The 21,011-nt window shown below is 47.0% G+C and carries 22 protein-coding genes (1 of these 22 cut by a window edge); 21 read left to right on the top strand and 1 reads right to left on the bottom strand.

Going from position 1 to position 21,011, the window contains the following annotated elements; translation table 11 throughout:
- Nucleotides 1-65: 65 nt before the first annotated feature.
- Nucleotides 66-266 carry a cold-shock protein gene (locus CI595_RS00115; RefSeq protein ID WP_018596689.1) on the bottom strand — a complete coding sequence of 67 codons (201 nt, stop codon included), beginning with the start codon at nucleotides 264-266 and terminating at the stop codon, nucleotides 66-68.
- 336 nt (nucleotides 267-602) lie between these two features.
- On the opposite strand from CI595_RS00115, the gene CI595_RS00110 reads away from it, so the two are divergent.
- From CI595_RS00110 to CI595_RS00010, 21 genes are all read left to right on the top strand, one after another.
- On the top strand, nucleotides 603-1,898 hold the full coding sequence (locus CI595_RS00110) for a dihydroorotase (protein WP_095170487.1): 1,296 nt from the start codon (nucleotides 603-605) through the stop codon (nucleotides 1,896-1,898).
- A 38-nt stretch (nucleotides 1,899-1,936) separates the two neighbouring features.
- Nucleotides 1,937-2,866 carry an orotidine-5'-phosphate decarboxylase gene (pyrF, locus tag CI595_RS00105; RefSeq protein ID WP_095170485.1) on the top strand — a complete coding sequence of 310 codons (930 nt, stop codon included), beginning with the start codon at nucleotides 1,937-1,939 and terminating at the stop codon, nucleotides 2,864-2,866.
- 10 nt (nucleotides 2,867-2,876) lie between these two features.
- Entirely contained in the window at nucleotides 2,877-3,653 is a 777-nt protein-coding gene (locus tag CI595_RS00100) for a dihydroorotate dehydrogenase electron transfer subunit (protein WP_095170483.1), read from the top strand.
- Nucleotides 3,653-4,555 (top strand): dihydroorotate dehydrogenase, encoded by a 903-nt coding sequence (locus tag CI595_RS00095; protein ID WP_187143986.1) that lies wholly within the window; start codon nucleotides 3,653-3,655, stop codon nucleotides 4,553-4,555. Before CI595_RS00100 ends, CI595_RS00095 begins: the two co-directional genes overlap by 1 nt.
- A gap of 29 nt (nucleotides 4,556-4,584) precedes the next feature.
- Nucleotides 4,585-5,262 carry an orotate phosphoribosyltransferase gene (gene pyrE, locus CI595_RS00090; protein ID WP_095170479.1) on the top strand — a complete coding sequence of 226 codons (678 nt, stop codon included), beginning with the start codon at nucleotides 4,585-4,587 and terminating at the stop codon, nucleotides 5,260-5,262.
- A gap of 42 nt (nucleotides 5,263-5,304) precedes the next feature.
- A complete protein-coding gene (locus CI595_RS26305; RefSeq protein WP_167388438.1) occupies nucleotides 5,305-5,457 on the top strand; it encodes a hypothetical protein in 153 nt (50 codons plus the stop codon).
- 134 nt (nucleotides 5,458-5,591) lie between these two features.
- Nucleotides 5,592-6,080 (top strand): VanZ family protein, encoded by a 489-nt coding sequence (locus CI595_RS00085; protein WP_095170477.1) that lies wholly within the window; start codon nucleotides 5,592-5,594, stop codon nucleotides 6,078-6,080.
- Nucleotides 6,061-6,381, top strand: a complete 321-nt coding sequence (locus CI595_RS00080) for a DUF6142 family protein (RefSeq protein ID WP_095170475.1) — start codon at nucleotides 6,061-6,063, stop codon at nucleotides 6,379-6,381. Before CI595_RS00085 ends, CI595_RS00080 begins: the two co-directional genes overlap by 20 nt.
- Before the next feature lie 63 nt (nucleotides 6,382-6,444).
- Nucleotides 6,445-7,035: an HD domain-containing protein gene (locus CI595_RS00075; RefSeq protein WP_095170473.1), complete on the top strand. Its 591-nt coding sequence runs from the start codon at nucleotides 6,445-6,447 to the stop codon at nucleotides 7,033-7,035.
- Nucleotides 7,028-9,082, top strand: coding sequence for an aminopeptidase (locus CI595_RS00070; protein ID WP_095170471.1), 2,055 nt, complete (start codon nucleotides 7,028-7,030; stop codon nucleotides 9,080-9,082). Before CI595_RS00075 ends, CI595_RS00070 begins: the two co-directional genes overlap by 8 nt.
- Nucleotides 9,083-9,619: 537 nt before the next feature.
- A complete protein-coding gene (gene purE / locus CI595_RS00065) occupies nucleotides 9,620-10,120 on the top strand; it encodes a 5-(carboxyamino)imidazole ribonucleotide mutase (RefSeq protein WP_065542410.1) in 501 nt (166 codons plus the stop codon).
- A gap of 24 nt (nucleotides 10,121-10,144) precedes the next feature.
- Nucleotides 10,145-11,170, top strand: a complete 1,026-nt coding sequence (purM, locus tag CI595_RS00060; protein WP_095170468.1) for a phosphoribosylformylglycinamidine cyclo-ligase — start codon at nucleotides 10,145-10,147, stop codon at nucleotides 11,168-11,170.
- Nucleotides 11,171-11,292: 122 nt separating this feature from the next.
- Nucleotides 11,293-11,928 (top strand): phosphoribosylglycinamide formyltransferase, encoded by a 636-nt coding sequence (gene purN / locus CI595_RS00055; protein ID WP_095170466.1) that lies wholly within the window; start codon nucleotides 11,293-11,295, stop codon nucleotides 11,926-11,928.
- Nucleotides 11,929-12,081: 153 nt separating this feature from the next.
- Nucleotides 12,082-13,356, top strand: a complete 1,275-nt coding sequence (purD, locus tag CI595_RS00050) for a phosphoribosylamine--glycine ligase (RefSeq protein WP_095170464.1) — start codon at nucleotides 12,082-12,084, stop codon at nucleotides 13,354-13,356.
- Nucleotides 13,357-13,494: 138 nt separating this feature from the next.
- On the top strand, nucleotides 13,495-13,863 hold the full coding sequence (locus CI595_RS00045; RefSeq protein WP_065542406.1) for a GntR family transcriptional regulator: 369 nt from the start codon (nucleotides 13,495-13,497) through the stop codon (nucleotides 13,861-13,863).
- A 14-nt stretch (nucleotides 13,864-13,877) separates the two neighbouring features.
- Entirely contained in the window at nucleotides 13,878-16,340 is a 2,463-nt protein-coding gene (locus CI595_RS00040) for an ATP-dependent Clp protease ATP-binding subunit (protein ID WP_095170462.1), read from the top strand.
- Between the two features lie 123 nt (nucleotides 16,341-16,463).
- Nucleotides 16,464-16,877: an endosialidase gene (locus CI595_RS00035; protein WP_095170460.1), complete on the top strand. Its 414-nt coding sequence runs from the start codon at nucleotides 16,464-16,466 to the stop codon at nucleotides 16,875-16,877.
- A gap of 99 nt (nucleotides 16,878-16,976) precedes the next feature.
- Nucleotides 16,977-18,353 (top strand): DNA repair protein RadA, encoded by a 1,377-nt coding sequence (gene radA / locus CI595_RS00030; protein ID WP_095170458.1) that lies wholly within the window; start codon nucleotides 16,977-16,979, stop codon nucleotides 18,351-18,353.
- 528 nt (nucleotides 18,354-18,881) lie between these two features.
- Entirely contained in the window at nucleotides 18,882-19,457 is a 576-nt protein-coding gene (locus CI595_RS00020; RefSeq protein ID WP_095170454.1) for a TetR/AcrR family transcriptional regulator, read from the top strand.
- Nucleotides 19,458-19,515: 58 nt separating this feature from the next.
- A complete protein-coding gene (locus CI595_RS00015; protein ID WP_095170453.1) occupies nucleotides 19,516-20,175 on the top strand; it encodes a hypothetical protein in 660 nt (219 codons plus the stop codon).
- Between the two features lie 96 nt (nucleotides 20,176-20,271).
- Nucleotides 20,272-21,011 carry the 5' portion of a GNAT family N-acetyltransferase gene (locus tag CI595_RS00010; RefSeq protein WP_095170451.1) on the top strand. 187 nt of this gene lie beyond the right edge of the window, so only the first 740 of its 927 coding nucleotides appear in the window; its start codon is at nucleotides 20,272-20,274; its stop codon lies off the right edge, out of view.

Here is a 21,011-nt window from a genome sequence, read left to right as displayed (position 1 = left end):
AGAACAAAAAACGGCTGGACAGAATCTTCTGTCCAGCCGCGTTTTTCGTACAGTTTATCCGGAAATTATAATTTTTCTACGTTAGCTGCCTGCATTCCACGAGCGCCTTCAGTTAAATCATAAGATACAGCCTGTCCTTCTTCCAGGGATTTAAAACCATCTCCATTGATAGCGGAGAAGTGTACGAATACATCCTGTCCGTCTTCACCTGTGATGAATCCGTAGCCTTTTTCTGCATTAAACCATTTTACAGTTCCCTTGTTCATAGTGTTACCTCCATAAAATAAAAAAATAAAAATTAGGATTGGATAAAGAAAACAGGAAGTACGCTTCGTGGAAAGTTCCCATTATTTATGAAAAATAAGCGGTCTTTAGAGAGGGTATTATAAATAAGAAATAATACAATCTCTAAAAACCGCTTAACATCACGATAACCGGAAGCTTATTAAATGCACTTTCAATTATTTATATCCAATATTCCTTTAACAAATTCAGTATATTCGCAAATCGAAAAAAAGTCAAGTAAAAATGTATAATTGACGAAAGAAATTGTGTATGTTACTATTAAAATCAAAAGATGTAAAGTCCCGGAGGAAGAATTTATGAATATTTTGATCAGGAACGGACGTATCATCGATCCGGCAACAAAAACAGACGAGATAAGCGACCTCTATATAGAGGGCGGCAAGGTTAAAAAGACAGGCAAGGGCTTAAAGCCTAAGGACAAGACAGATAAGGTCATTGATGCTACGGGCTGTTATGTGATGCCCGGTCTCATTGACCTGCATGTACATCTGCGTGACCCGGGGCTGACATACAAAGAAGATATTGTATCCGGCTCCAAGGCAGCGGCCAGGGGCGGATTTACCACCATTCTTGCCATGCCCAACACCAAGCCGGTCATCGATAGTGCGGACCGTGTGAAATACGTGCAGAATAAAGCAAAAGAATTGTCACCCATCCATGTGATGCAGATCGGTGCCATAACAAAAGGCCAGGCAGGTGAAGAACTGGCGGATATTGAGGAGATGATCGAGCAGGGAGTGCCTGCCATCAGCGAGGACGGCAAGTCCGTTATGAATGCCAGATTATATAAGAATGCCATGGGGATCGCAGCGAAATACGATGTCCCGGTGTTTGCCCACTGTGAGGACCGGAATATTGTGGGTAAAGGCTGCGTCAATGAGGACGAGCATTCCAGAGAGATGGGACTGCCGGGGATCAGCAATGCGGTGGAGGACATCATCGCGGCAAGAGATATCATTCTGGCAAAGGAGACAGGGGCAAAACTGCATCTGTGCCACTGCTCCACCAAGGAGAGCGTCCGCATGGTGGAACTTGCAAAAAAAGAGGGAATCAAAGTGACGGGTGAGGTCTGCCCGCACCACTTTACACTGACCTCTGACGATGTGGACCCCAATGATGCCAACTATAAAATGAACCCGCCCCTGCGCACCAAGGAGGACAGGGATGCACTGATCTGCGGCCTGAAGAATGATATCATGGACGTGATCAGCACCGACCATGCGCCCCACAGCCGCGAGGAGAAAACCATGCCTATCACCAGAGCACCGTTTGGTATTGTAGGGCTGGAGACATCCGTTGCCCTTACCATCACGGAACTGGTGGACAAAGGGATCCTGACCCCTATGCAGATGGCTGAGAAAATGAGCTACAATCCGGCCAAGATCATTGGACTGGACAGAGGCTCCCTGGAAGAGGGGAAAGCGGCGGATGTGACCATCATCGACCCGGATGCGGAATATGTCATTGACTCTATGACATTTTTGTCAAAGGGAAAGAACACCCCATTCCACGGACGCAAGGTCAAAGGTCTGGTAAAAGCCACGATCTGTGACGGCAGGATCGCCTATATCCAGGATGGCATGACCAGATAACAAAGAATTATCTATAAGAGAAATACGGAGGAAAAACCATGATCAATAAACTTACAGAGAAAATCAGAAAGACCCATGCACCTATTGTGGTGGGTCTGGATCCTATGCTTAATTATATTCCAAAACACATCCAGGAGGCAGCATTCAAAGCATGTGGAGAGACGCTGGAAGGGGCAGCCGAAGCGATCTGGCAGTTCAACAAGGAAATCGTGGATGCTACTTATGATCTGATCCCTGCGGTAAAACCACAGATCGCCATGTATGAACAGTTTGGCATTCCGGGTCTTATGGCTTTCAAAAAGACAGTGGATTACTGCAAGGAAAAAGACCTGGTGGTGATCGGAGACATCAAACGTGGTGATATCGGTTCCACATCTGCGGCTTACGCTGCCGGACATATCGGCAAAGTACAGGTGGGCAGCAAGGAATATGCCGGGTTTGACGAAGATTTTGTGACAGTGAATCCTTATCTGGGTTCCGATGGAGTGAATCCGTTCATTGATGTGTGTAAGAAAGAGAAAAAGGGCCTTTTCATTCTGGTGAAGACCTCCAATCCTTCCAGCGGTGAGTTCCAGGATCAGCTTGTAAACGGAAGGCCTCTCTACGAACTGGTCGGCGAGAAGGTGGCAGAGTGGGGACAGGAATGCATGGGTGACACCTACAGCTATATCGGCGCTGTGGTAGGCGCCACTTATCCGGAGATGGGAAAAATCCTCCGCCGCATTATGCCGAAAGCCTATATCCTGGTGCCGGGATACGGTGCGCAGGGCGGACAGGGAAAAGACCTGGTGCACTTCTTTAATGAAGACGGTCTGGGCGCTATCGTCAATTCCTCCCGGGGCATTATCGCTGCCTATAAGCAGGAAAAATATGCACAGATAGGCGAGGCTAACTTTGCAGATGCTTCCCGCAAGGCAGTGGAAGATATGATCGCAGATATCGACGGCGCCCTGCAGGCTGCAAAATAAGGAGAGGACCATGGCAAAAGCAAAGATAACAAGTACAGTGTTAAAACAGGAAAAGCTGGCAGAAGGTGTGTACAGTATGTGGCTTGCGGCTGATGAGATTGCCGCAGTTTCCGTACCGGGACAGTTTATCTCAATCTACAGCAATGACAAAAGCAGGATGCTCCCCCGTCCCATCAGTCTGTGTGAGATAGACAGGGAGGCGGGAAGCCTCAGGATCGTATACAGAACCGTGGGAAAGGGGACAGAAGAGTTTTCAAACGCCTGTGCAGGCGATACCCTGGATATCTTGGGCCCTCTGGGAAATGGTTTTTCTATGGAAGAGATCAAGGGAAAACATGTGCTTATGATAGGCGGAGGTATCGGTGTGCCTCCTATGCTGCAGACAGCAAAGGAGGCCGACGCGGACGTTACCATTATATCCGGTTACCGGAATGCGGACCTCTTTCTTGAGAAAGAATTGGAGGCAGCGGGCAGGCTTTTTATTGCAACAGAGGATGGAAGCGTGGGCACCAAGGGAAATGTCATGGATGCGATCCGTGAGAACAAAATAGAACCGGATGTTATCCTTGCCTGCGGTCCTACTCCCATGCTGCGGGCGGTAAAGGCTTATGCGGAGGAGAAGAATATAACATGCTACATTTCTCTTGAAGAGAAGATGGCATGCGGAATCGGTGCCTGTCTGGCATGTGTCTGTCAGTCAAAGGAAGTGGACGGGCATTCCCATGTGCATAATAAACGAATCTGCAAGGATGGCCCGGTATTTTTGAGCACGGAGGTAGAGCTTTGATGAATACAAAAGTAAATCTGGCTGGTGTGGAACTGAAAAATCCGGTTATGACAGCATCCGGAACCTTTGGCTCCGGGGCGGAATACAGTGAGTTTGTAGATCTGAGCCGCCTGGGCGCTGTTGTGACGAAAGGCGTTGCCAGTGTGCCCTGGCCCGGAAACCCCACACCGCGTATCGCGGAGACTTCCTGCGGAATGTTAAACGCCATTGGACTGCAGAATCCCGGGATTGATGTATTCTGCCGGAGAGACATTCCTTTTCTGAAAAAATATGATACAAAGATCATTGTCAATGTATGCGGCAAGAGCACAGAGGAATACTGTGAAGTAGTGGAGCGCCTGGCTGATGAAGAAGTGGATATGCTGGAGATCAATATTTCCTGTCCTAATGTAAAAGAGGGCGGCATTGCGTTCGGACAGGATCCCAAAGCAGTGGAGGCGATCACAAGAGAAGTTAAGAAATACGCCAAACAGCCCATCATCATGAAGCTTAGTCCGAATGTTACGGATATTACGGAGATGGCAAGAGCAGCCCAGGCAGGCGGCGCGGATGTGCTATCCCTGATCAATACCCTGACAGGCATGAAGATAGATATCAATAAGAGAACCTTTGCTCTGGCAAACAAGACCGGCGGTATGTCGGGACCTTGTTTAAAACCGGTTGCTGTCCGCATGGTCTATCAGGTGGCCCGCGCGGTGAAACTGCCCATTATCGGTATGGGCGGTATCTGTAATGCGGAGGATGCCCTGGAATTCATTTTGGCCGGTGCCACAGCCGTGTCCATAGGAACTGCCAACTTCACCAACCCATATGCAACGGTGGAGACTGTGCAGGGGATTGAAGATTATATGAAGAAAAATAAAATTGAGGATATTCAATCCCTGATCGGTGTGGTAGAATAAACGGGAAGAGAAAACTAGGAGGAAATTCGATGGAAGCGTACAAACAGGAATTTATTGAATTTATGGTGGACTGCCAGGTGCTGAAATTCGGAGACTTCGTCACAAAGAGCGGACGGAATACCCCGTTTTTCGTAAACACCGGATTTTATAGAACAGGAGCACAGCTTCGCAAGCTGGGAGAATACTATGCCAGAGCCATTGCAGACAAGTTCGGACTTGACTTTGATGTACTGTTCGGACCGGCTTACAAAGGAATACCGCTGACGGTGGCTGCGACCATGGCGATCAGTGAGTTTTACGGTAAGGATATCCGTTACTGTTCCAACAGGAAGGAAGTTAAGGACCATGGGGACAAGGGGATCCTTCTGGGAAGCCCCATTTCAGACGGCGATAAGGTAGTCATCATCGAGGACGTGACAACCGCAGGGACCTCCATCGCTGAGACACTTCCCATTATCAAGGCACAGGGCAATGTAAGCCCCATCGGCCTTGTGGTATCTGTGGACCGCATGGAGCGGGGACAGGGCGAGAAGAGCGCACTCAAAGAAATCGAAGAGAAGTACGGCCTTGCAACAACTGCCATTGTAACCATGGAGGAGGTTGTGGAGCATCTGTACAACAAAGAGTACAAAGGAAGTATTATCATTGATGATAAGATGAAAGCAGCCATTGATGCATATTATGAGAAATATGGCGTAAAAGAATAAGACAATCATCGGACTTTGTCGGGACGGAAGGAAGTGTGCTGGATGAACGAAAAGATTTACAAGACTATGTCATGTGCCGGAGTTACCTCTCTGGTGCTGGGAATCGTCGTTATGGTTACAAGTATTGTAAGCGGAGTTATGCTTATTATAAACGGAACCAGACTTTTAAAAAAGAGAAGTGAAATCACATTCTAGCCGGACAGAATAACACCAGAACAATAGAAAGGGCGCGAAACACACTTTCTGTTATCAAGGATAGAGAAGAGGGCGTTTTTAGGCGGCCCTCTTCTTCATACATAGGAGAGACTATGCAATAGGAGTTTAGAACATTGAAAAATAAAACAAAAAGGAAAATTAAAGCGGCAGGAACTGTCTTGTTCCTGATTTATATACTCGCGCTTATTTATTTCCTGTTTTTTGCGGAGCGGTTCAGCGGTGTGGAGTTTGCCCAGAGGGAATACCACTACAACTTGACTCCGTTTCAGGAAATCAGAAGATTTTGGATATACAAAGAGCAGCTTGGAGTTTTTGCAGTGGTATCTAATCTGTTTGGTAATGTAGTAGGTTTTGTTCCTTTTGGCCTGATCCTTCCCATCATTTGCAGAAATGCAAGGGGATTCTTTTTTATCACTTTTTCCGGTTTTGCACTGAGCCTTTGCGTGGAAACCATACAGCTTATCACAAAGCTGGGATGCTTTGATGTGGATGATATGATTTTGAATACAACTGGCGCGGCATTTGGATATATTCTTTTTGCTGTCAGCCATTTTATATATAGAAAAAACAGGAGGAAACAGCATGGCAAAGAAACGCTATAAATATTCATTTACGAAAAAAAGACATACCAGAGGCGGAGTGGAATCCTCTATCCTGGCGCTGGTGTCCGGCCTGCTGTTTTTGGGAGCAGCCATCTGTGCCCTTGCACTGAACGGACAGGGAGGCATGTATCTGGGAGCACTTGGAATCCTGGCTCTCGGTTTGTCTGTGTTTGGGTTTATTCTGGGACTGAAAAGTTTTTCCGAACAGAACCGTGCATTTCTATACAGCAAGGTTGGCTCTGTGGCCAACGGTGTGCTGATGGTCATTTGGATCGCACTTTTTCTGGTAGGGATCTCATAGTTGTCGATCACAGAACTGCGTCTTGCAGAGCTGTGGACTGTAACATCTCATAAGGAGGATAACATGGAAGATAGACTGAAAAAACAAATGGAATTTATGCTGGAGGTGGACAAGAGTAAATTTGTACGCCGCCAGACTTATTTATCAGACGGGATCCGCAGGGAGAACGATGCGGAGCACTCCTGGCATCTGGCACTGATGGCAGCCCTTTTGTCAGAACATGCCAATGAGTCCATAGATGTGGCCAGGACCATGCTTATGGTTCTGATCCATGATATTGTAGAGATAGACGCAGGGGATACTTATGCCTATGACGATGCCGGCCATATGGATAAGCGGGAGCGTGAACTCAAAGCGGCGAACCGCATCTTCGGGCTTCTGCCAAGAGACCAGGCGGAAAAAATGATGGATCTGTGGGAGGAGTTTGAGACATTTGAGACCCCGGAGGCAAAATTTGCCCACTCTCTTGACTGCGTGCAGCCCCTGATGCTCAATGATGCCACAGACGGCAAGTCCTGGAGAGAGCATGAAATAAAAAAATCACAGGTCATGAAAAGAAACGCGAAAACAGCTCAGGGTTCTGAAAAACTGATGGAGTATGTGAACGGGATCCTTGACAAAAATGTGGATAAAGGAAACCTGAAAGATGAGTAGAGATACTTTTTTGGAGGAACGGTTTGAACTGGTAAAAGGAAGGATCCGGGAGATGCAGCAGGACATGGATGTCCCGGAGCGGTTTTGCGGTTTTTTTAAAGAAATGACTACATACCTGAACTATGTGCTGACCCTTCACGAGAAGATCAGGGAGGGGTGGCTGGAACATGCCGCCCTTTCGGAGCTGCAAAAAAACAATGAAGAACTTTACGCAGGTATACTGCCCGGTGCCTATGAGTCATCCTATACAAATCCGGCTTATGCGGTGCGTATGCTTTCAGAAGATTATGGCAGGCTCCTATCCTTTCTGGCAGCGGAGGTGCGCGGGATCGTGGTCTATGCGTATGAGGACCGTCTTTTTGATATGACGGTGCTCATGGAGCTGTATGTACAGATTTACAATCTGCTGGAGGAACCCACTGTGCCGGCACAGGAGATAAAAGATACACTGTACTGGTATGTGAGTGATTACAGTGAGGAGATGGTTGGGAGAAGAATCCGGGAAGCTGTGGACCCTTCTCTTGACTTTGCTGTGCGCATAATCTGCGGAAGTGACCTTACGGATATAAGGTATTTATATAAGTATGGGGAATACGTGACAGAGAACGAGATTTCCATGGCAGAATACCTGAATGACCTTACCGAAGAAGAAATAAAGGCTATGGCCCGCACATTTACGGAAGGCTACAGAATTGGATTCATCAACGGAAGAAAAGATATCTCCAAAAAGAACAGTGTGAATATCCGCTATCAGCTTGGCTTTGAGCGCATGATAAAGGAGGCTGTCTGCCAGTTTGAAGAGATGGGGTTAAAGCCTGTGATCTACCGGAGCGCGGTCCATGCGGTGAACAAAAAACAACACCACAGGATCGGCTATTACGGGGCAATCCCCAACAAGCAGCTGGATTATGACCATAAGGATGACTCAGCCCTTTATCTGGACCAGGAATTTGTGCAGCGGAAGCTGCGGGTCATGCAGGTGGCCTATGAGCAGGTGAAAGAGCTTGCCAATACCCACGGAGGTCCGGCTGTGATTGAGACCTTCGGTGAGAAACCTTTTACACCTGTCAGCAAGAAAGAAGCTTTCTCCCTGACGCCGCACCAGCAGAAACTGCAAGTGAGTTACGACAATGAGGCAGGACAGATCGTGAACCGCTATATCAAGGGGGAAGAGCGCAGTTTCACCATAATTGCATATCCGGTGTGCGAAATAGGTCCACGGTTTAAGGATATATTCCGGGAAACCGTGCGCCTGAATACTCTTGACTATCATCTTTATCAGGATATCCAGCAGAAGCTTATCAATGCCCTGGACGAAGGGTGTGAGGTCAGGATAAAAGGCAGAGGGTCTAACCAGACCGATATGACGGTGCGTCTGCACGAACTGGAAGATCCGGAAAAGCAGACAAACTTTGAAAATTGTGTGGCAGACGTGAACATTCCTGTGGGTGAGGTCTTCACAAGCCCTGTCCTTGGGGGCACCAACGGCGTGCTTCACGTGTCGGGAGTGTATTTGGACGGCCTGTACTACAAGGACTTGAAGATGACTTTCCGGGATGGAAAAATATCAGACTATATTTGCAGCAATTTTTCCACGGAGGAGGAAAACAGGGATTATATGAAAGAAAATATCCTGTTCCACCATGATATGCTGCCCCTGGGGGAATTTGCCATAGGCACCAACACCACGGCGTATGTGATGGCAAAGAAATATCATATTGAGGATATCCTGCCCATTCTCATTGCGGAGAAGATGGGCCCCCATTTTGCGGTGGGTGATACCTGCTACAGCTGGTCTGAAGATACGGCGGTGTATAATCCTGACGGAAAAGAGATAATTGCCAGGGATAATGAAGTGTCTATCCTCAGAAGGATTGACCCGAGCAGAGCCTATTTCGGATGCCATACAGATATTACCATCCCCTATGAGGAGCTGGGGGAGATCACTGCTGTGAAAAAAGACGGAAGTCTGATACCGATCATAAAAGACAGCCGGTTCGTACTGAAGGGAACAGAGGAACTGAACCGGGTATTGGAAGAATCATAGAATATTTGCAGCCGCTGTGCCGTTATGGTACGGCGGTTTGCTTTTGGGCAAAGGATTTATTACGATTATGTCAGAAATCCCGACAATTATGTACTTTTTAGCCCGGTGCGCTCTGTAAACGCTATAATTAGTTAGAATATAGTAAAGGATATGTAATCATACAGAATTACACCGGGAGAAAGGAAGTATTTTTATGAGGAAACGGATGATAGCCACTGCGCTTGCAATACCGTTACTGTCACTTATGATGGGGATTTGATGAATTTTGACAGTGCGGCTATTACTCACTGACAAGATTGTAAAAGGAACCATACATTATTTGGGGAAGCCGAAGAAAAACGGCTTCCTTTTTCCGTGAAAAACTGCCATTTTTCTTCATAAGCTGCCATCAAAAATGAGATATGAGGTTGACAATGTTTAGAACTCTATGTAAAATTGTTCTGTAAAGAAGAAGCAGCAGAAGAGCTGCGGCACCCATTCTGAATTTGCTTTTTGGATTTGGAATGAGGATAGAGATAATTATAAAGGAGATAAGTCATGGCAAAAGTTGGAATTGTTATGGGAAGTGACTCTGATATGCCTGTTATGAAAAAAGCGGCAGACATGTTGGAAAAGTTTGGAATCGAGTATGAGATGAAGATCATCTCAGCCCACAGAGAACCGGACGTATTCTTTGAGTATGCGAAGACAGCGGAGGAAAAAGATTTCAAAGTCATCATTGCAGGTGCAGGAATGGCAGCTCACCTTCCAGGCATGTGTGCAGCGATCTTCCCTATGCCGGTCATCGGTATCCCCATGCACACCACATCATTAGGAGGAAGAGACTCCCTGTATTCCATCGTACAGATGCCGTCCGGAATTCCGGTTGCAACAGTTGCAATCAACGGAGGAGCCAATGCCGGTATTCTGGCAGCCAAGATTTTAGCAACTTCGGACCCGGCACTTCTTCAGAAGTTAAAAGACTACAAAGAAGAGCTGAAAGACCAGGTCGTTGCAAAAGACGCAAGACTGCAGGAAGTTGGATATAAAGAGTATTAATACAGAAAATTTTGGAGGATGAAAATGGATTACAAGAATGCCGGTGTAGATATTGAAGCAGGCTACAAATCAGTAGAGTTGATGAAGGAACACATTAAAAAGACCATGAGACCGGAAGTGCTCACCAATATCGGTGGATTCTCCGGTGCATTTTCCATGGATGCATTCAAGAACATGGAGAAACCGACTCTGGTATCAGGAACAGACGGTGTAGGTACCAAGCTGAAACTGGCTTTTATCATGGACAAGCATGACACAGTAGGGATTGACTGTGTGGCAATGTGCGTGAATGATATTGCATGTGCAGGCGGAGAGCCTCTGTTTTTCCTGGATTACATTGCCTGCGGCAAGAACTATCCGGAAAAGATTGCTGAGATCGTCAAAGGCGTGGCAGCAGGCTGTGAGCAGTCAAATGCAGCGCTTATCGGCGGTGAGACAGCAGAGATGCCCGGGTTTTATCCGGAGGACGAATATGACCTGGCAGGATTTGCTGTAGGTGTAGTGGACGAAAAAGACCTGATCACAGGCAAAGAGTTAAAAGACGGCGATGTACTTGTAGGCATGGCGTCCTCCGGTGTACACAGCAATGGATTTTCCCTTGTCAGAAAAGTGTTTGACATGACAAAAGAGTCTCTGGACACTTACTATGATGAGCTTGGAAAAACGCTGGGAGAGGCACTGATCGCGCCCACTAAGATCTATGTAAAGGCATTGAGGAGCGTAAAAGAAGCCGGTGTCCGCATCAAAGGCTGCAGCCATATTACAGGCGGCGGCTTCTATGAGAACGTGCCGAGAATGCTGAAAGACGGCGTATGTGCAGTGATTGAGAAGGACAGCTATCCCATTCCTCCGATCTTCACTCTGATGGCAAAAAAAGGTGAGATCGACGCAAAAATGATGTACAACACTTACAACATGGGCATCGGCATGGTGATGGCTGTGGATGAGGCGGACGTGGAGAAGACCATGGAAGCCGTGAAGGCAGCAGGTGAGACGCCGTATGTCATCGGCCGCATCGAAGCTGGTGACAAAGACGTTAAATTAGTGTAGTACGATATAAGGCAACCATTCAGTTGACTGAATAGTTACAATAATAAGTTCCCGCAGATTCCTGCATATACAGGCAGTCTGCGGGCTTTCCGCTCATTGAGAAAGAGAAAGGTGGGTACACGATGCTGAGACTGGCAGTTCTGGTGTCCGGCGGCGGCACAAACCTGCAGGCCATAATAGACGCCATTGACAATAAAACAATTACGAATGCGGAGATTTCCGTGGTGATCAGCAACAACCCCGGCGCCTATGCGCTGGAACGCGCGAAAAAACGTGGAATAGACGCTGTTTGCGTATCCCCGAAAAACTATGAGAACAGGGCAGCTTTTAATCAGGCTCTTCTTGAAACCCTGCAGTCCTATGACCCGGATCTGATCGTGCTTGCGGGCTGCCTTGTGGTGATTCCGGAGATCATGGTAAGAGCGTTTCCCAATAAAATCATCAACATCCACCCGGCACTGATCCCTGCCTTCTGCGGAACCGGCTATTACGGGCTCAAGGTCCATGAGGCTGTGTTGAAAAGAGGGGCGAAAGTGACCGGAGCTACCGTACACTTTGTGGATGAGGGCACAGATACCGGCCCGATCATCCTGCAGAAAGCAGTGGAAGTAAAAGAAGGGGATACCCCGGAAATCCTTCAGTTAAGAGTGATGGAGGAAGCAGAGTGGGTCATCATGCCCCAAGCCATTGATCTGATCGCAAATGACAGGATAACAGTGGAAGACGGTATTGTAAAAACGAACGTAACGATTCAGTAGGTCTGCGCATTCACTGCGCTGACCGTAAGAAAGTGTACCACAGCCAAGCAAAAATCCCATCGCCAAAGGCGATTCTGCCTGGATCTTTGCCTGTAACTGTGAGGGTACTGAACCGTTACAAACGAAAGAATAAATGGAAGGAAGAGGCGTAATATGAAAGTATTAATTATCGGAAGCGGCGGAAGAGAGCATGCCATTGCATGGAAAGTGGCACAGAGCCCGAAAGTGGATAAGATTTACTGCGCACCGGGGAATGCGGGAATCGCGGAGTATGCCCAGTGTGTGGATATAAAAGCCATGGAATTTGAAAAGCTTGCTGCATTTGCAAAGGAAAATGCCATTGACCTTACTGTTGTGGGCATGGATGACCCGCTGGTAGGGGGCGTTGTGGATGTTTTTGAGAAAGAGGGTCTGCGTGTATTCGGACCGAGAAAAAATGCTGCTATTTTGGAAGGCTCCAAAGCATTTTCCAAAGACCTGATGAAAAAATATAATATCCCCACGGCAGCCTATGAGAACTTTGAGGATGCAGAGGCAGCTTTGGCGTATCTCCGCGAAAAGGCTGAGTTCCCCATTGTGCTGAAGGCAGATGGCCTTGCGCTTGGAAAAGGCGTTTTAATCTGCAGTACCCTGGAGGAGGCCGAGGAAGGTGTTAAAACCATCATGCTGGACAAGAAATTCGGTTCCGCAGGCAATATGCTGGTCGTGGAGGAATTCATGACAGGCCGTGAGGTTTCTGTGCTCTCCTTTGTGGATGGAAAGACAATTAAGACTATGACTTCCGCGCAGGACCATAAACGCGCAAAAGACGGAGACCAGGGCCTGAATACCGGCGGTATGGGAACTTTCTCCCCAAGCCCTTTCTACACCAAAGAGGTGGATGATTTCTGTGAAAAATACATTTATCAGGCAACCGTGGATGCCATGGCTTCAGAGGGAAGAGAGTTTAAGGGAATTATTTTCTTTGGGCTTATGCTCACGGAGAAAGGGCCAAAGGTTTTGGAATATAACGCGCGCTTTGGCGACCCGGAAGCGCAGGTGGTGATCCCGAGACTGAAAAATGACATTGTGGAAGTGTTTGAGGCATGTGTGGACGGCAGACTGGACGAAATAGACCTGCAGTTTGAGGATAATGCGGCGGTCTGTGTAGTCCTGGCTTCTGACGGATACCCGGTATCCTATGAAAAAGGATTTCCGATCAAGGGTCTGGAGACCTTTAAGGACAAGGACGGCTACTATGTATTCCACGCGGGAACTGCCTTCAAAGATGGCCGGATCGTTACAAACGGAGGCCGTGTCCTGGGTGTGACGGCAAAGGGAACAGACTTGAAAGAGGCCCGCACCAATGCGTATAAGGCAGTCGAATGGATTTCCTTTGACAACAAATACATGCGCAATGATATCGGTAAAGCAATCGACGAGGCATAAAAAGAATTTGATGGATACCAAAGAAAAGGAAACGCCGCAGACGCCGGGCGTTTCCTTTTTTTGCCACACACTTGAACAAATAGCTTATTTGTGCTATCCTATATATAACAAATTCCAAAAGAGAAAGCAGGTGGAAGGATGTTGATAGAAATTGATTTCAACAGTGAAGAAGCAATTTATATTCAACTGTGTAATCAGATCATATTGGGAATTGCCACCTCCAAGCTTCAGGAGGGTGAAAATCTTCCTTCTGTGAGACAGCTGGCTGACACCATAGGCATTAATATGCATACGGTAAATAAAGCCTATTCTGTTTTAAAGCAGGAAGGCTTTGTCACGATCGACAGGAGGAGAGGCGCCGTTATTTCCATAGATGCGGATAAGATACGTGCCCTGGAAGAGATGAAAGAAGAACTGAGAGTTCTTTTGGCAAAAGGAAGCTGCCGGAATATTTCCAGAGCAGAGGTCCATCAGCTGATAGATGAAATCTATGAAGAATATGAGTAGTTAAGGAGACTTGCATGAAAGAACGTTATTCAAAGCAGGCAGTAAGTGCGCTGAAAGCCGCTGAGAAAACTGCCGAGGGACGCAGCCATAATTATGTGGGCACAGAGCACCTGCTCGCGGGGCTGCTGAAAGAAACGTCGGGGACAGCAGGGCTGGTCCTGGCAGAAGCCGGTGTGGAAGAAAAAAAACTGCTGGCGTTGATTGATAAACTGATTGCCCCACAGGGGGATGTGGTGCTGGAAAATCCCCAGGGATATACACCGAGGGCCCAGAGGGTCTTAGATAAAGCCAGAGAGGAGTCAGGTAATCTAGGCGGCGGTGTCATAGGCACAGAACATATCCTGATCGCCATGCTCAAAGAATATGACTGCGTGGGGACCAGACTTCTCCATACGCTGGGAATCAACATACAGCAGCTTTATCTGGATGTGCTGAAAGCCATGGGAAAAGATAAGATGATTCCCAAGGAGGACCTGCAGAGCGGCAATCTGATGAAAGCGTCCACAGGAAGCCAGACCCCCACTCTGGACCAGTACAGCCGCGACCTTACCAAAATGGCAGCGGATGGAAAACTGGACCCTGTTATCGGCAGGGAGAAGGAAATCTCACGTATCATCCAGATCCTGAGCAGAAGAAGTAAGAATAATCCCTGTCTGATCGGTGAGCCGGGAGTTGGCAAGACGGCCATCACGGAAGGGCTTGCACAGAGGATTGTGTGGGGGCTTGTACCGGAGAATATGCTGGATAAGCGTGTGGTGGTCCTGGATTTGTCCGGCATGGTAGCAGGCAGCAAATACAGAGGCGAGTTTGAAGAGAGGATTAAAAAAGTGGTACAGGAAGTCATGAACAACAAGGGTATCCTTCTGTTCATAGATGAACTGCACACCATTATCGGTGCAGGCGGTGCGGAGGGCGCTCTGGATGCGTCCAATATCCTGAAGCCATCTCTCTCCAGAGGAGAGATCCAGCTTATCGGTGCTACAACCATAGATGAATACAGAAAATATATAGAAAAAGATGCGGCACTGGAGCGTAGATTCCAGCCTGTCATGGTAGAAGAACCCTCCAAAGAGGAAGCAGTGGAAATATTAAAAGGCCTTGCGCCTTACTATGAAAAACATCACGGGGCAGTGATCGAGGAGTCAGCCATAGAGGCAGCCGTAACCATGGGGATCCGGTACATCAACGACAGATTTCTGCCGGATAAGGCGATCGATCTTCTGGATGAAGCAGCATCCAAGGTACAGCTGGCAGGTTATAAGACACCGGAAGGCATTGTGCAGACGGAGAACCATCTCCGCCGCATTTATGCAGCCAAGGAGGAGGCCGTAAAATCCCAGGATTTTGATTTGGCGAAGGAACTTCAGGCAGAGCAGGAAAAAGCTGAGGGAGAGCTTACGAAAGCCCGTGAGCGTTATGAGAAACAGTGCCGCAGCAAAAAACTGGTGGTAAAGGCAGAGGACATTGCAGAGGTGGTTTCCGAATGGACAAAAATACCTGTGAAGAAACTGGCTGAGGGAGAGTCCAAACGCCTTGCACGCCTGGAACAGATCCTTCACAAACGTGTCGTGGGCCAGGAAGAAGCGGTATCCGCAGTGGCAAAAGCGGTCAAGAGGGGACGTGTGGGACTCAAAGACCCCAAACGCCCCATTGGTTCCTTCCTGCTGTTAGGACCTACAGGTGTGGGTAAGACAGAACTTTCCAAAGCGCTGGCGGAGGCTGTATTCGGCAGCGAGCAGTCCATGATACGGGTGGATATGTCCGAGTATATGGAAAAGCACAGTGTATCCAAACTGATCGGTTCACCGCCGGGATATGTGGGGTATGAGGAGGGCGGCCAGTTCAGTGAAAAGGTACGCAGGAACCCTTACAGCGTGATCCTTTTTGATGAGATCGAGAAGGCACATCCCGATGTGTTCAATATCCTGCTCCAGGTGTTGGATGACGGGCATATTACAGATGCACAGGGAAGAAAAGTGGATTTCAAGGAGACCATTATCATCATGACCTCCAATGCCGGCGCACAGGCCATTATAGCTCCTAAAAAGCTGGGATTCGGGGCCGTGGAAGATGAAAAGCAGGATTATAAGAGGATGAAGGAAGGGGTCATGGAAGAGGTAAAACGTATGTTTAAGCCGGAATTCCTGAACCGGATCGATGAGATCATTGTCTTCCACACCCTCAACAAAGAGGAGATCAAGAAGATAGTCGGAATCCTGATGAAGGACCTGATCAAACGCTGCAAGGACCAGATGAACATTAACTTAAAGGTGCGTGACAGCGTGAAAGAACTCATAGCCAAAGAAGGGTTTGATCCAAAATACGGGGCAAGGCCGCTGAAACGGGCGATCCAAAGTAAGATCGAGGATGCCATGGCGGAGGAGATCCTGGAAGGGAAGATCAAGGAGGGGGATGAAGTCACTCTCGGAATTTCTAAACAGGGAATAAAATTTGTGGTAAATCCCTCGAATGACTAGAAAAAGATTACGAATTATGGTAACATGCATATAAGGTTTCCATTGAGAAATATAACCAAAGACACCGGAAGGCCAGGAAGTCTTTCCGGCCCCGGTGAAAGACATAAGTGGGAGGACATTGAGATGTCAGTAGTAAAAGAGTTAATACGAACAGAGGAAAACGGTAAGATCAGCTTTGGAAATTATGAATTGGCGGCAAAATCCAAACTTTCCGACTTTGAGCATGACGGAGACATGTATAAAGTAAAGACATATAATGAAATTACAAAGCTGGAGCGCAACGGTATGTTTGTGTATGAGTCTGTTCCGGGGACTGCAGTTCTGGATCTTGATGTAGTGGAGGACGGCATGAGCTTTGTGGTGGAAGGCCCAAAGGATGCGCAGATTACCGTAGAACTGGAAGAAGATACAGAATATGCGATTACCATAGATGAAGTAAATGCAGGTCAGATGAAGACGAATCTGGGCGGCAAGCTGTCCTTCAGCGTTGAGCTTGAGCAGTCCGAGCAGGTATCTGTAAATATTAAGAAGCTGTAAGCAAGGATGCAGCCGGGCAGGCAGTGGTTTAGCTAAAAGCAGCGGGTCGGAGTGTGGTGCTCCGGCCCGTTTTATCTTTGCAAAGGAAAGGACAAACATATGGCAAAGGCGAAAAAGACAGTATTTTTCTGTCAGAACTGTGGATATGAATCTGCAAAATGGATGGGGCAGTGTCCCGGATGCCGGGAGTGGAATTCATTTGTGGAGGAGACTGTTTCCCAGGGTGCCAAAAAAGGCCCAGGACAGGCAGCAGGAAGTGCAGCGGGCGGCCGTGCAGGCAAACCTATGATGCTCTCTCAAATAGATATCAGGGAGGATAACCGGATCAAGACCAGTATGGAGGAATTAGACCGGGTCCTGGGCGGCGGTGTGGTCCAGGGCTCCATGGTGCTGGTCGGGGGTGATCCCGGGATTGGAAAATCCACCCTTCTTCTGCAGGTATGTAAACTGCTTTCTGATGCAGGCCATAAAATCCTATATATATCAGGAGAGGAATCCCTGCAGCAGATTAAAATGCGGGCGCAGCGTATCGGGGAGTTCAATGAAAATCTGCGCCTTCTCTGCGAGACGAACCTGGAGATCATCAGCACAACAATAGAAAATGAAAAGCCGGAGGCGGTCATTATCGACTCTATCCAGACCATGTATAATGAGGAGGTGTCCTCAGCACCGGGCAGTGTTTCCCAGGTCCGGGAATCCACAGGTATCTTGATGAAGATCGCAAAAGGAATGGGAATATCGGTCTTCATAGTGGGCCATGTGACCAAGGATGGAAGTGTGGCAGGCCCCCGTGTACTGGAACATATGGTGGATACGGTACTGTATTTTGAGGGGGACAGACATGCGTCCTACAGAATTCTCAGAAGTGTGAAGAACCGTTTTGGCTCCACCAATGAGATTGGTGTATTTGAGATGCAGGAGTGCGGGCTTGTGGAGGTAAAAAACCCCTCCCAGGTTATGTTAAACGGCCGCCCCACGGATGCGTCAGGGACTGTGGTGGTGTGTTCATTAGAGGGGACACGCCCGATTTTGATTGAGATCCAGGCTTTGGTCACAAAGACAAATTTTGGTTTGCCGAGGAGAACCTCTGTCGGTATTGATTATAACCGGGTTAATTTACTTATGGCAGTTTTGGAAAAGCGTGCAGGCCTGGCACTGGGAAACTGTGATGCGTACGTCAACCTTGCGGGCGGTATGAAGCTGGGGGAACCGGCTATTGATCTGGGCATTGTGGCTGCCATTATATCCAGCTATAGGAATAGAACCGTGGACCCGGATACCCTGATTTTTGGTGAAGTGGGTCTGTCCGGCGAAGTGCGGGGAGTCAGTCAGGCACAGCAGAGGGTGAAAGAGGCGGAAAAAATGGGATTTACAACCTGCATAATGCCTAAAGCAAACCTGGAAGGATTGCAGGGAAAATTTAAAATCGCTTTGATCGGAGTGGGTAATATTAAAGATGTGATGGGATATATATGATATTGAGTAACGGTTCAGTATCCTCACAGTTACAGGCAAAAATCTATGCAAAATCACCTTTGGCGATGGGATTTTAGCTTGGCCGTGGTACACTTTCTTACGGTCAGCGCAGTGAATGCACAGACCTGCTGAATAGTTACGATATTGAAACACAAAAGCCAGTAAATATCCTGGCCATACAGAGAGCTTGCCATTTGCGAAAGGCATTTAGTGGAAAAAAGTCGTTTGTCAGCCGAAAGGCATATGGCAAGCGGCGTTTTTTTAGTTAGAGACCTAAACGGGCAAAGGACGGCAGCAGGTGACAAACTTAAAGGTTTGCTTCCGCAAGCCAGGTGTTTGGTGATGCAGGGAAGGGTATGTAATGCTGGTCATCATCCGCAGCTAAAGCATAAAATTGAAACGATTGCAGTAAAATGGATTGTTTATATAGATGTTGACAGGAACATGAGTGTAAGATATAATGTAAATAAGTTTATTGTAAACTAATTTATTATAAATGTATTTACTGTATTATGTGAGGAGATAGATATGCCAAGTAGTCCAAAGATACCAAAAGAAATGATTTTAAATGCAGCACTGACGATGCTGATTCGTGACGGATATTCTGCCTTAAATATTAAAGCGCTGGCGGAGGAGTTACACTGTTCCACGCAGCCGATTTCCCGGCACTTTGGAAATATGGAGGGATTCCGAAAGGAATTGGCGGATTTCGCTTTGTCTTACGCATTTGAAAAACTGACCCCTTCTGCGCCTGATGGCAGGGAGGCTTTTAAAGAAATGGGCAGGGCATATATAGAGATTGCTTTTGATGAGCCTAATTTATTTAAGTTTCTATTCATGGGAGACCACAGTGGGTACCAGATGGGAGGGCTGGAAGCGCTGACAATGGACCCGGATAATCGTGCTATTATTGATAAGCTGGCTGATAATTTTAATATTGATAAAGAGTGTGCAGGTCTGTATCTGCAGAATCTTATTGTATACACGCACGGTTTGGCTTCTTTTATTGCGTCAGGTGTGTTGAAGGCCGATAAAAAAGAGATAATTGACATGATGTACAACGCAGGAACGGCTTTTTTAGCTCAGGCGGGTGTTAAATTGTGAATCATGGGGAAAAGCAATGCTGTCTCATTTTGAAATTCAATTTAGGAGGGAAAGAGAGATGAAAAAGGAGAGATCTGTCTGGGAATATTTTTGGTATGCATTATATGCATTTGCGGGCCTGGGGGCAGAGATCGTATTGATCGGCCTGGTGGAACCTGCGCTATTTGGCAAGATCAGCATTAGCAGTTATACGGCAGGGCAAAGCATTATCCATTGGCTGATGACGATCCTGTGCTGGGGGACCATAACCTACATGCTTGTGAGATGTGGAAGGACGAAATTAGATTTTCAAGTTATTTCAAATACAAGACCGTCAAGAAAGGGGATTCTTTTAAGCGGAGTTCTTGTGTTCGCCTGTATAACGGCAAATGCTTTTGACTGGGGAGTCTTAAAGGTGATAGGGGAATGGCGGAGTAAGGATTTGCTCCTCTTTTCCTTTCAGTATATCTACTATATTTTTGAGGTTATGCTGGTGCTTTTGATCGTGGTATATGGTCAGAAGTTTGCGGAAAGCCTTATGAGGAAAAGGAGTCCGGTTCCGTGGGGCGGTCTGCTCCTGTGCTGTACCTGGGGGATGGTCCATATTCTGAGTAAAGGCAGTATCAAAACAGGAATCTTTACAATGCTGTTTTCAATACTTTTTGGAGAGATATACATATTGCTTGAACGAAATACAAAATATTCTTATTTGGCAATAGCCCTGGCTTTTATGATCTAAACTGCAAAGCATGGTTTATATATAAAAGAAGGCTGTATATGCGGATGGATTACAACTTATGTTTAGATAATGTTTAGATAAGGAAGGTTATGAGAGATGAAAATTATTGACAGAAATTATCAGAAGGAACAGGATTATGATAAAGTCCTTTCATTTCTGCGCAGAGAGTATGAGACAGACCCTCATTATCCGGGATGGAAAGCGCAGCGTTTTGAAGACATGGAATACAGATTGAACACCATGTATATCTGTATGGGTAGCGAACCATGGCATCCGTGTGTCCATCTTTGGGAAGAAGACGGTGCGATTGTCGGACTCTGTGTTGGTGAGAGGAAAGGAGAAAATTTCTTTTACGTTAAAAAGGGGTATGAGTTTTTATACCCTCAGATGGTGGAATGGACGAAAAACAATATGTTTGTGGAGGAACATGGCAGAAGGGAACATACCTTCTGGGTTTGTGACGTACAGCGGGAACTGATAGATATTTTACAATCGCAACAGTTTGAAAGATCAGACTGTGATGTACACTTAATGGAACACGCAATGACAGACATCCAGGAACCCACATTGCCGGAAGGATTCCGATTTGTTTATGGAACAGAAATTAAAGATATCGTCCTGAAGACGAATATTTCCCACTGGGGATTTAATCCGGATCAGGAAGGAATAGAAAATACAGCCTGTACGGAGGCAAATAAAAATCGCGCCAGGGCGCCTATGTTTGATGAACAATTTGAGGTTATGATACAGAATCCTAATGGTGAACTATGTTCTTACGCTTGTCTCTGGGTGGATAATGATACAAGATCAGCCTTTGTAGAACCAGTCAGCACACG

It is taken from the genome of Blautia hominis (assembly GCA_002270465.1).
Taxonomy (GTDB): domain Bacteria; phylum Bacillota; class Clostridia; order Lachnospirales; family Lachnospiraceae; genus Blautia; species Blautia hominis.
This window is presented reverse-complemented; position numbering and strand designations above follow the sequence as displayed.

What these genes read in the sequence shown, in the direction of transcription:
- purN (WP_095170466.1), top strand. Translation starts at nt 11,293, where the DNA reads ATGCTGAGACTGGCAGTTCTGGTGTCCGGCGGCGGCACAAACCTGCAG.
- CI595_RS00100 (WP_095170483.1), top strand. Translation starts at nt 2,877, where the DNA reads ATGGCAAAAGCAAAGATAACAAGTACAGTGTTAAAACAGGAAAAGCTG.
- CI595_RS00075 (WP_095170473.1), top strand. Translation starts at nt 6,445, where the DNA reads ATGGAAGATAGACTGAAAAAACAAATGGAATTTATGCTGGAGGTGGAC.
- purE (WP_065542410.1), top strand. Translation starts at nt 9,620, where the DNA reads ATGGCAAAAGTTGGAATTGTTATGGGAAGTGACTCTGATATGCCTGTT.
- CI595_RS26305 (WP_167388438.1), top strand. Translation starts at nt 5,305, where the DNA reads ATGAACGAAAAGATTTACAAGACTATGTCATGTGCCGGAGTTACCTCT.
- pyrE (WP_095170479.1), top strand. Translation starts at nt 4,585, where the DNA reads ATGGAAGCGTACAAACAGGAATTTATTGAATTTATGGTGGACTGCCAG.
- CI595_RS00095 (WP_187143986.1), top strand. Translation starts at nt 3,653, where the DNA reads ATGAATACAAAAGTAAATCTGGCTGGTGTGGAACTGAAAAATCCGGTT.
- CI595_RS00035 (WP_095170460.1), top strand. Translation starts at nt 16,464, where the DNA reads ATGTCAGTAGTAAAAGAGTTAATACGAACAGAGGAAAACGGTAAGATC.
- purD (WP_095170464.1), top strand. Translation starts at nt 12,082, where the DNA reads ATGAAAGTATTAATTATCGGAAGCGGCGGAAGAGAGCATGCCATTGCA.
- CI595_RS00015 (WP_095170453.1), top strand. Translation starts at nt 19,516, where the DNA reads ATGAAAAAGGAGAGATCTGTCTGGGAATATTTTTGGTATGCATTATAT.
- CI595_RS00080 (WP_095170475.1), top strand. Translation starts at nt 6,061, where the DNA reads ATGGCAAAGAAACGCTATAAATATTCATTTACGAAAAAAAGACATACC.
- purM (WP_095170468.1), top strand. Translation starts at nt 10,145, where the DNA reads ATGGATTACAAGAATGCCGGTGTAGATATTGAAGCAGGCTACAAATCA.
- CI595_RS00070 (WP_095170471.1), top strand. Translation starts at nt 7,028, where the DNA reads ATGAGTAGAGATACTTTTTTGGAGGAACGGTTTGAACTGGTAAAAGGA.
- CI595_RS00045 (WP_065542406.1), top strand. Translation starts at nt 13,495, where the DNA reads ATGTTGATAGAAATTGATTTCAACAGTGAAGAAGCAATTTATATTCAA.
- radA (WP_095170458.1), top strand. Translation starts at nt 16,977, where the DNA reads ATGGCAAAGGCGAAAAAGACAGTATTTTTCTGTCAGAACTGTGGATAT.
- CI595_RS00020 (WP_095170454.1), top strand. Translation starts at nt 18,882, where the DNA reads ATGCCAAGTAGTCCAAAGATACCAAAAGAAATGATTTTAAATGCAGCA.
- CI595_RS00115 (WP_018596689.1), bottom strand. Translation starts at nt 266, where the DNA reads ATGAACAAGGGAACTGTAAAATGGTTTAATGCAGAAAAAGGCTACGGA.
- pyrF (WP_095170485.1), top strand. Translation starts at nt 1,937, where the DNA reads ATGATCAATAAACTTACAGAGAAAATCAGAAAGACCCATGCACCTATT.
- CI595_RS00040 (WP_095170462.1), top strand. Translation starts at nt 13,878, where the DNA reads ATGAAAGAACGTTATTCAAAGCAGGCAGTAAGTGCGCTGAAAGCCGCT.
- CI595_RS00110 (WP_095170487.1), top strand. Translation starts at nt 603, where the DNA reads ATGAATATTTTGATCAGGAACGGACGTATCATCGATCCGGCAACAAAA.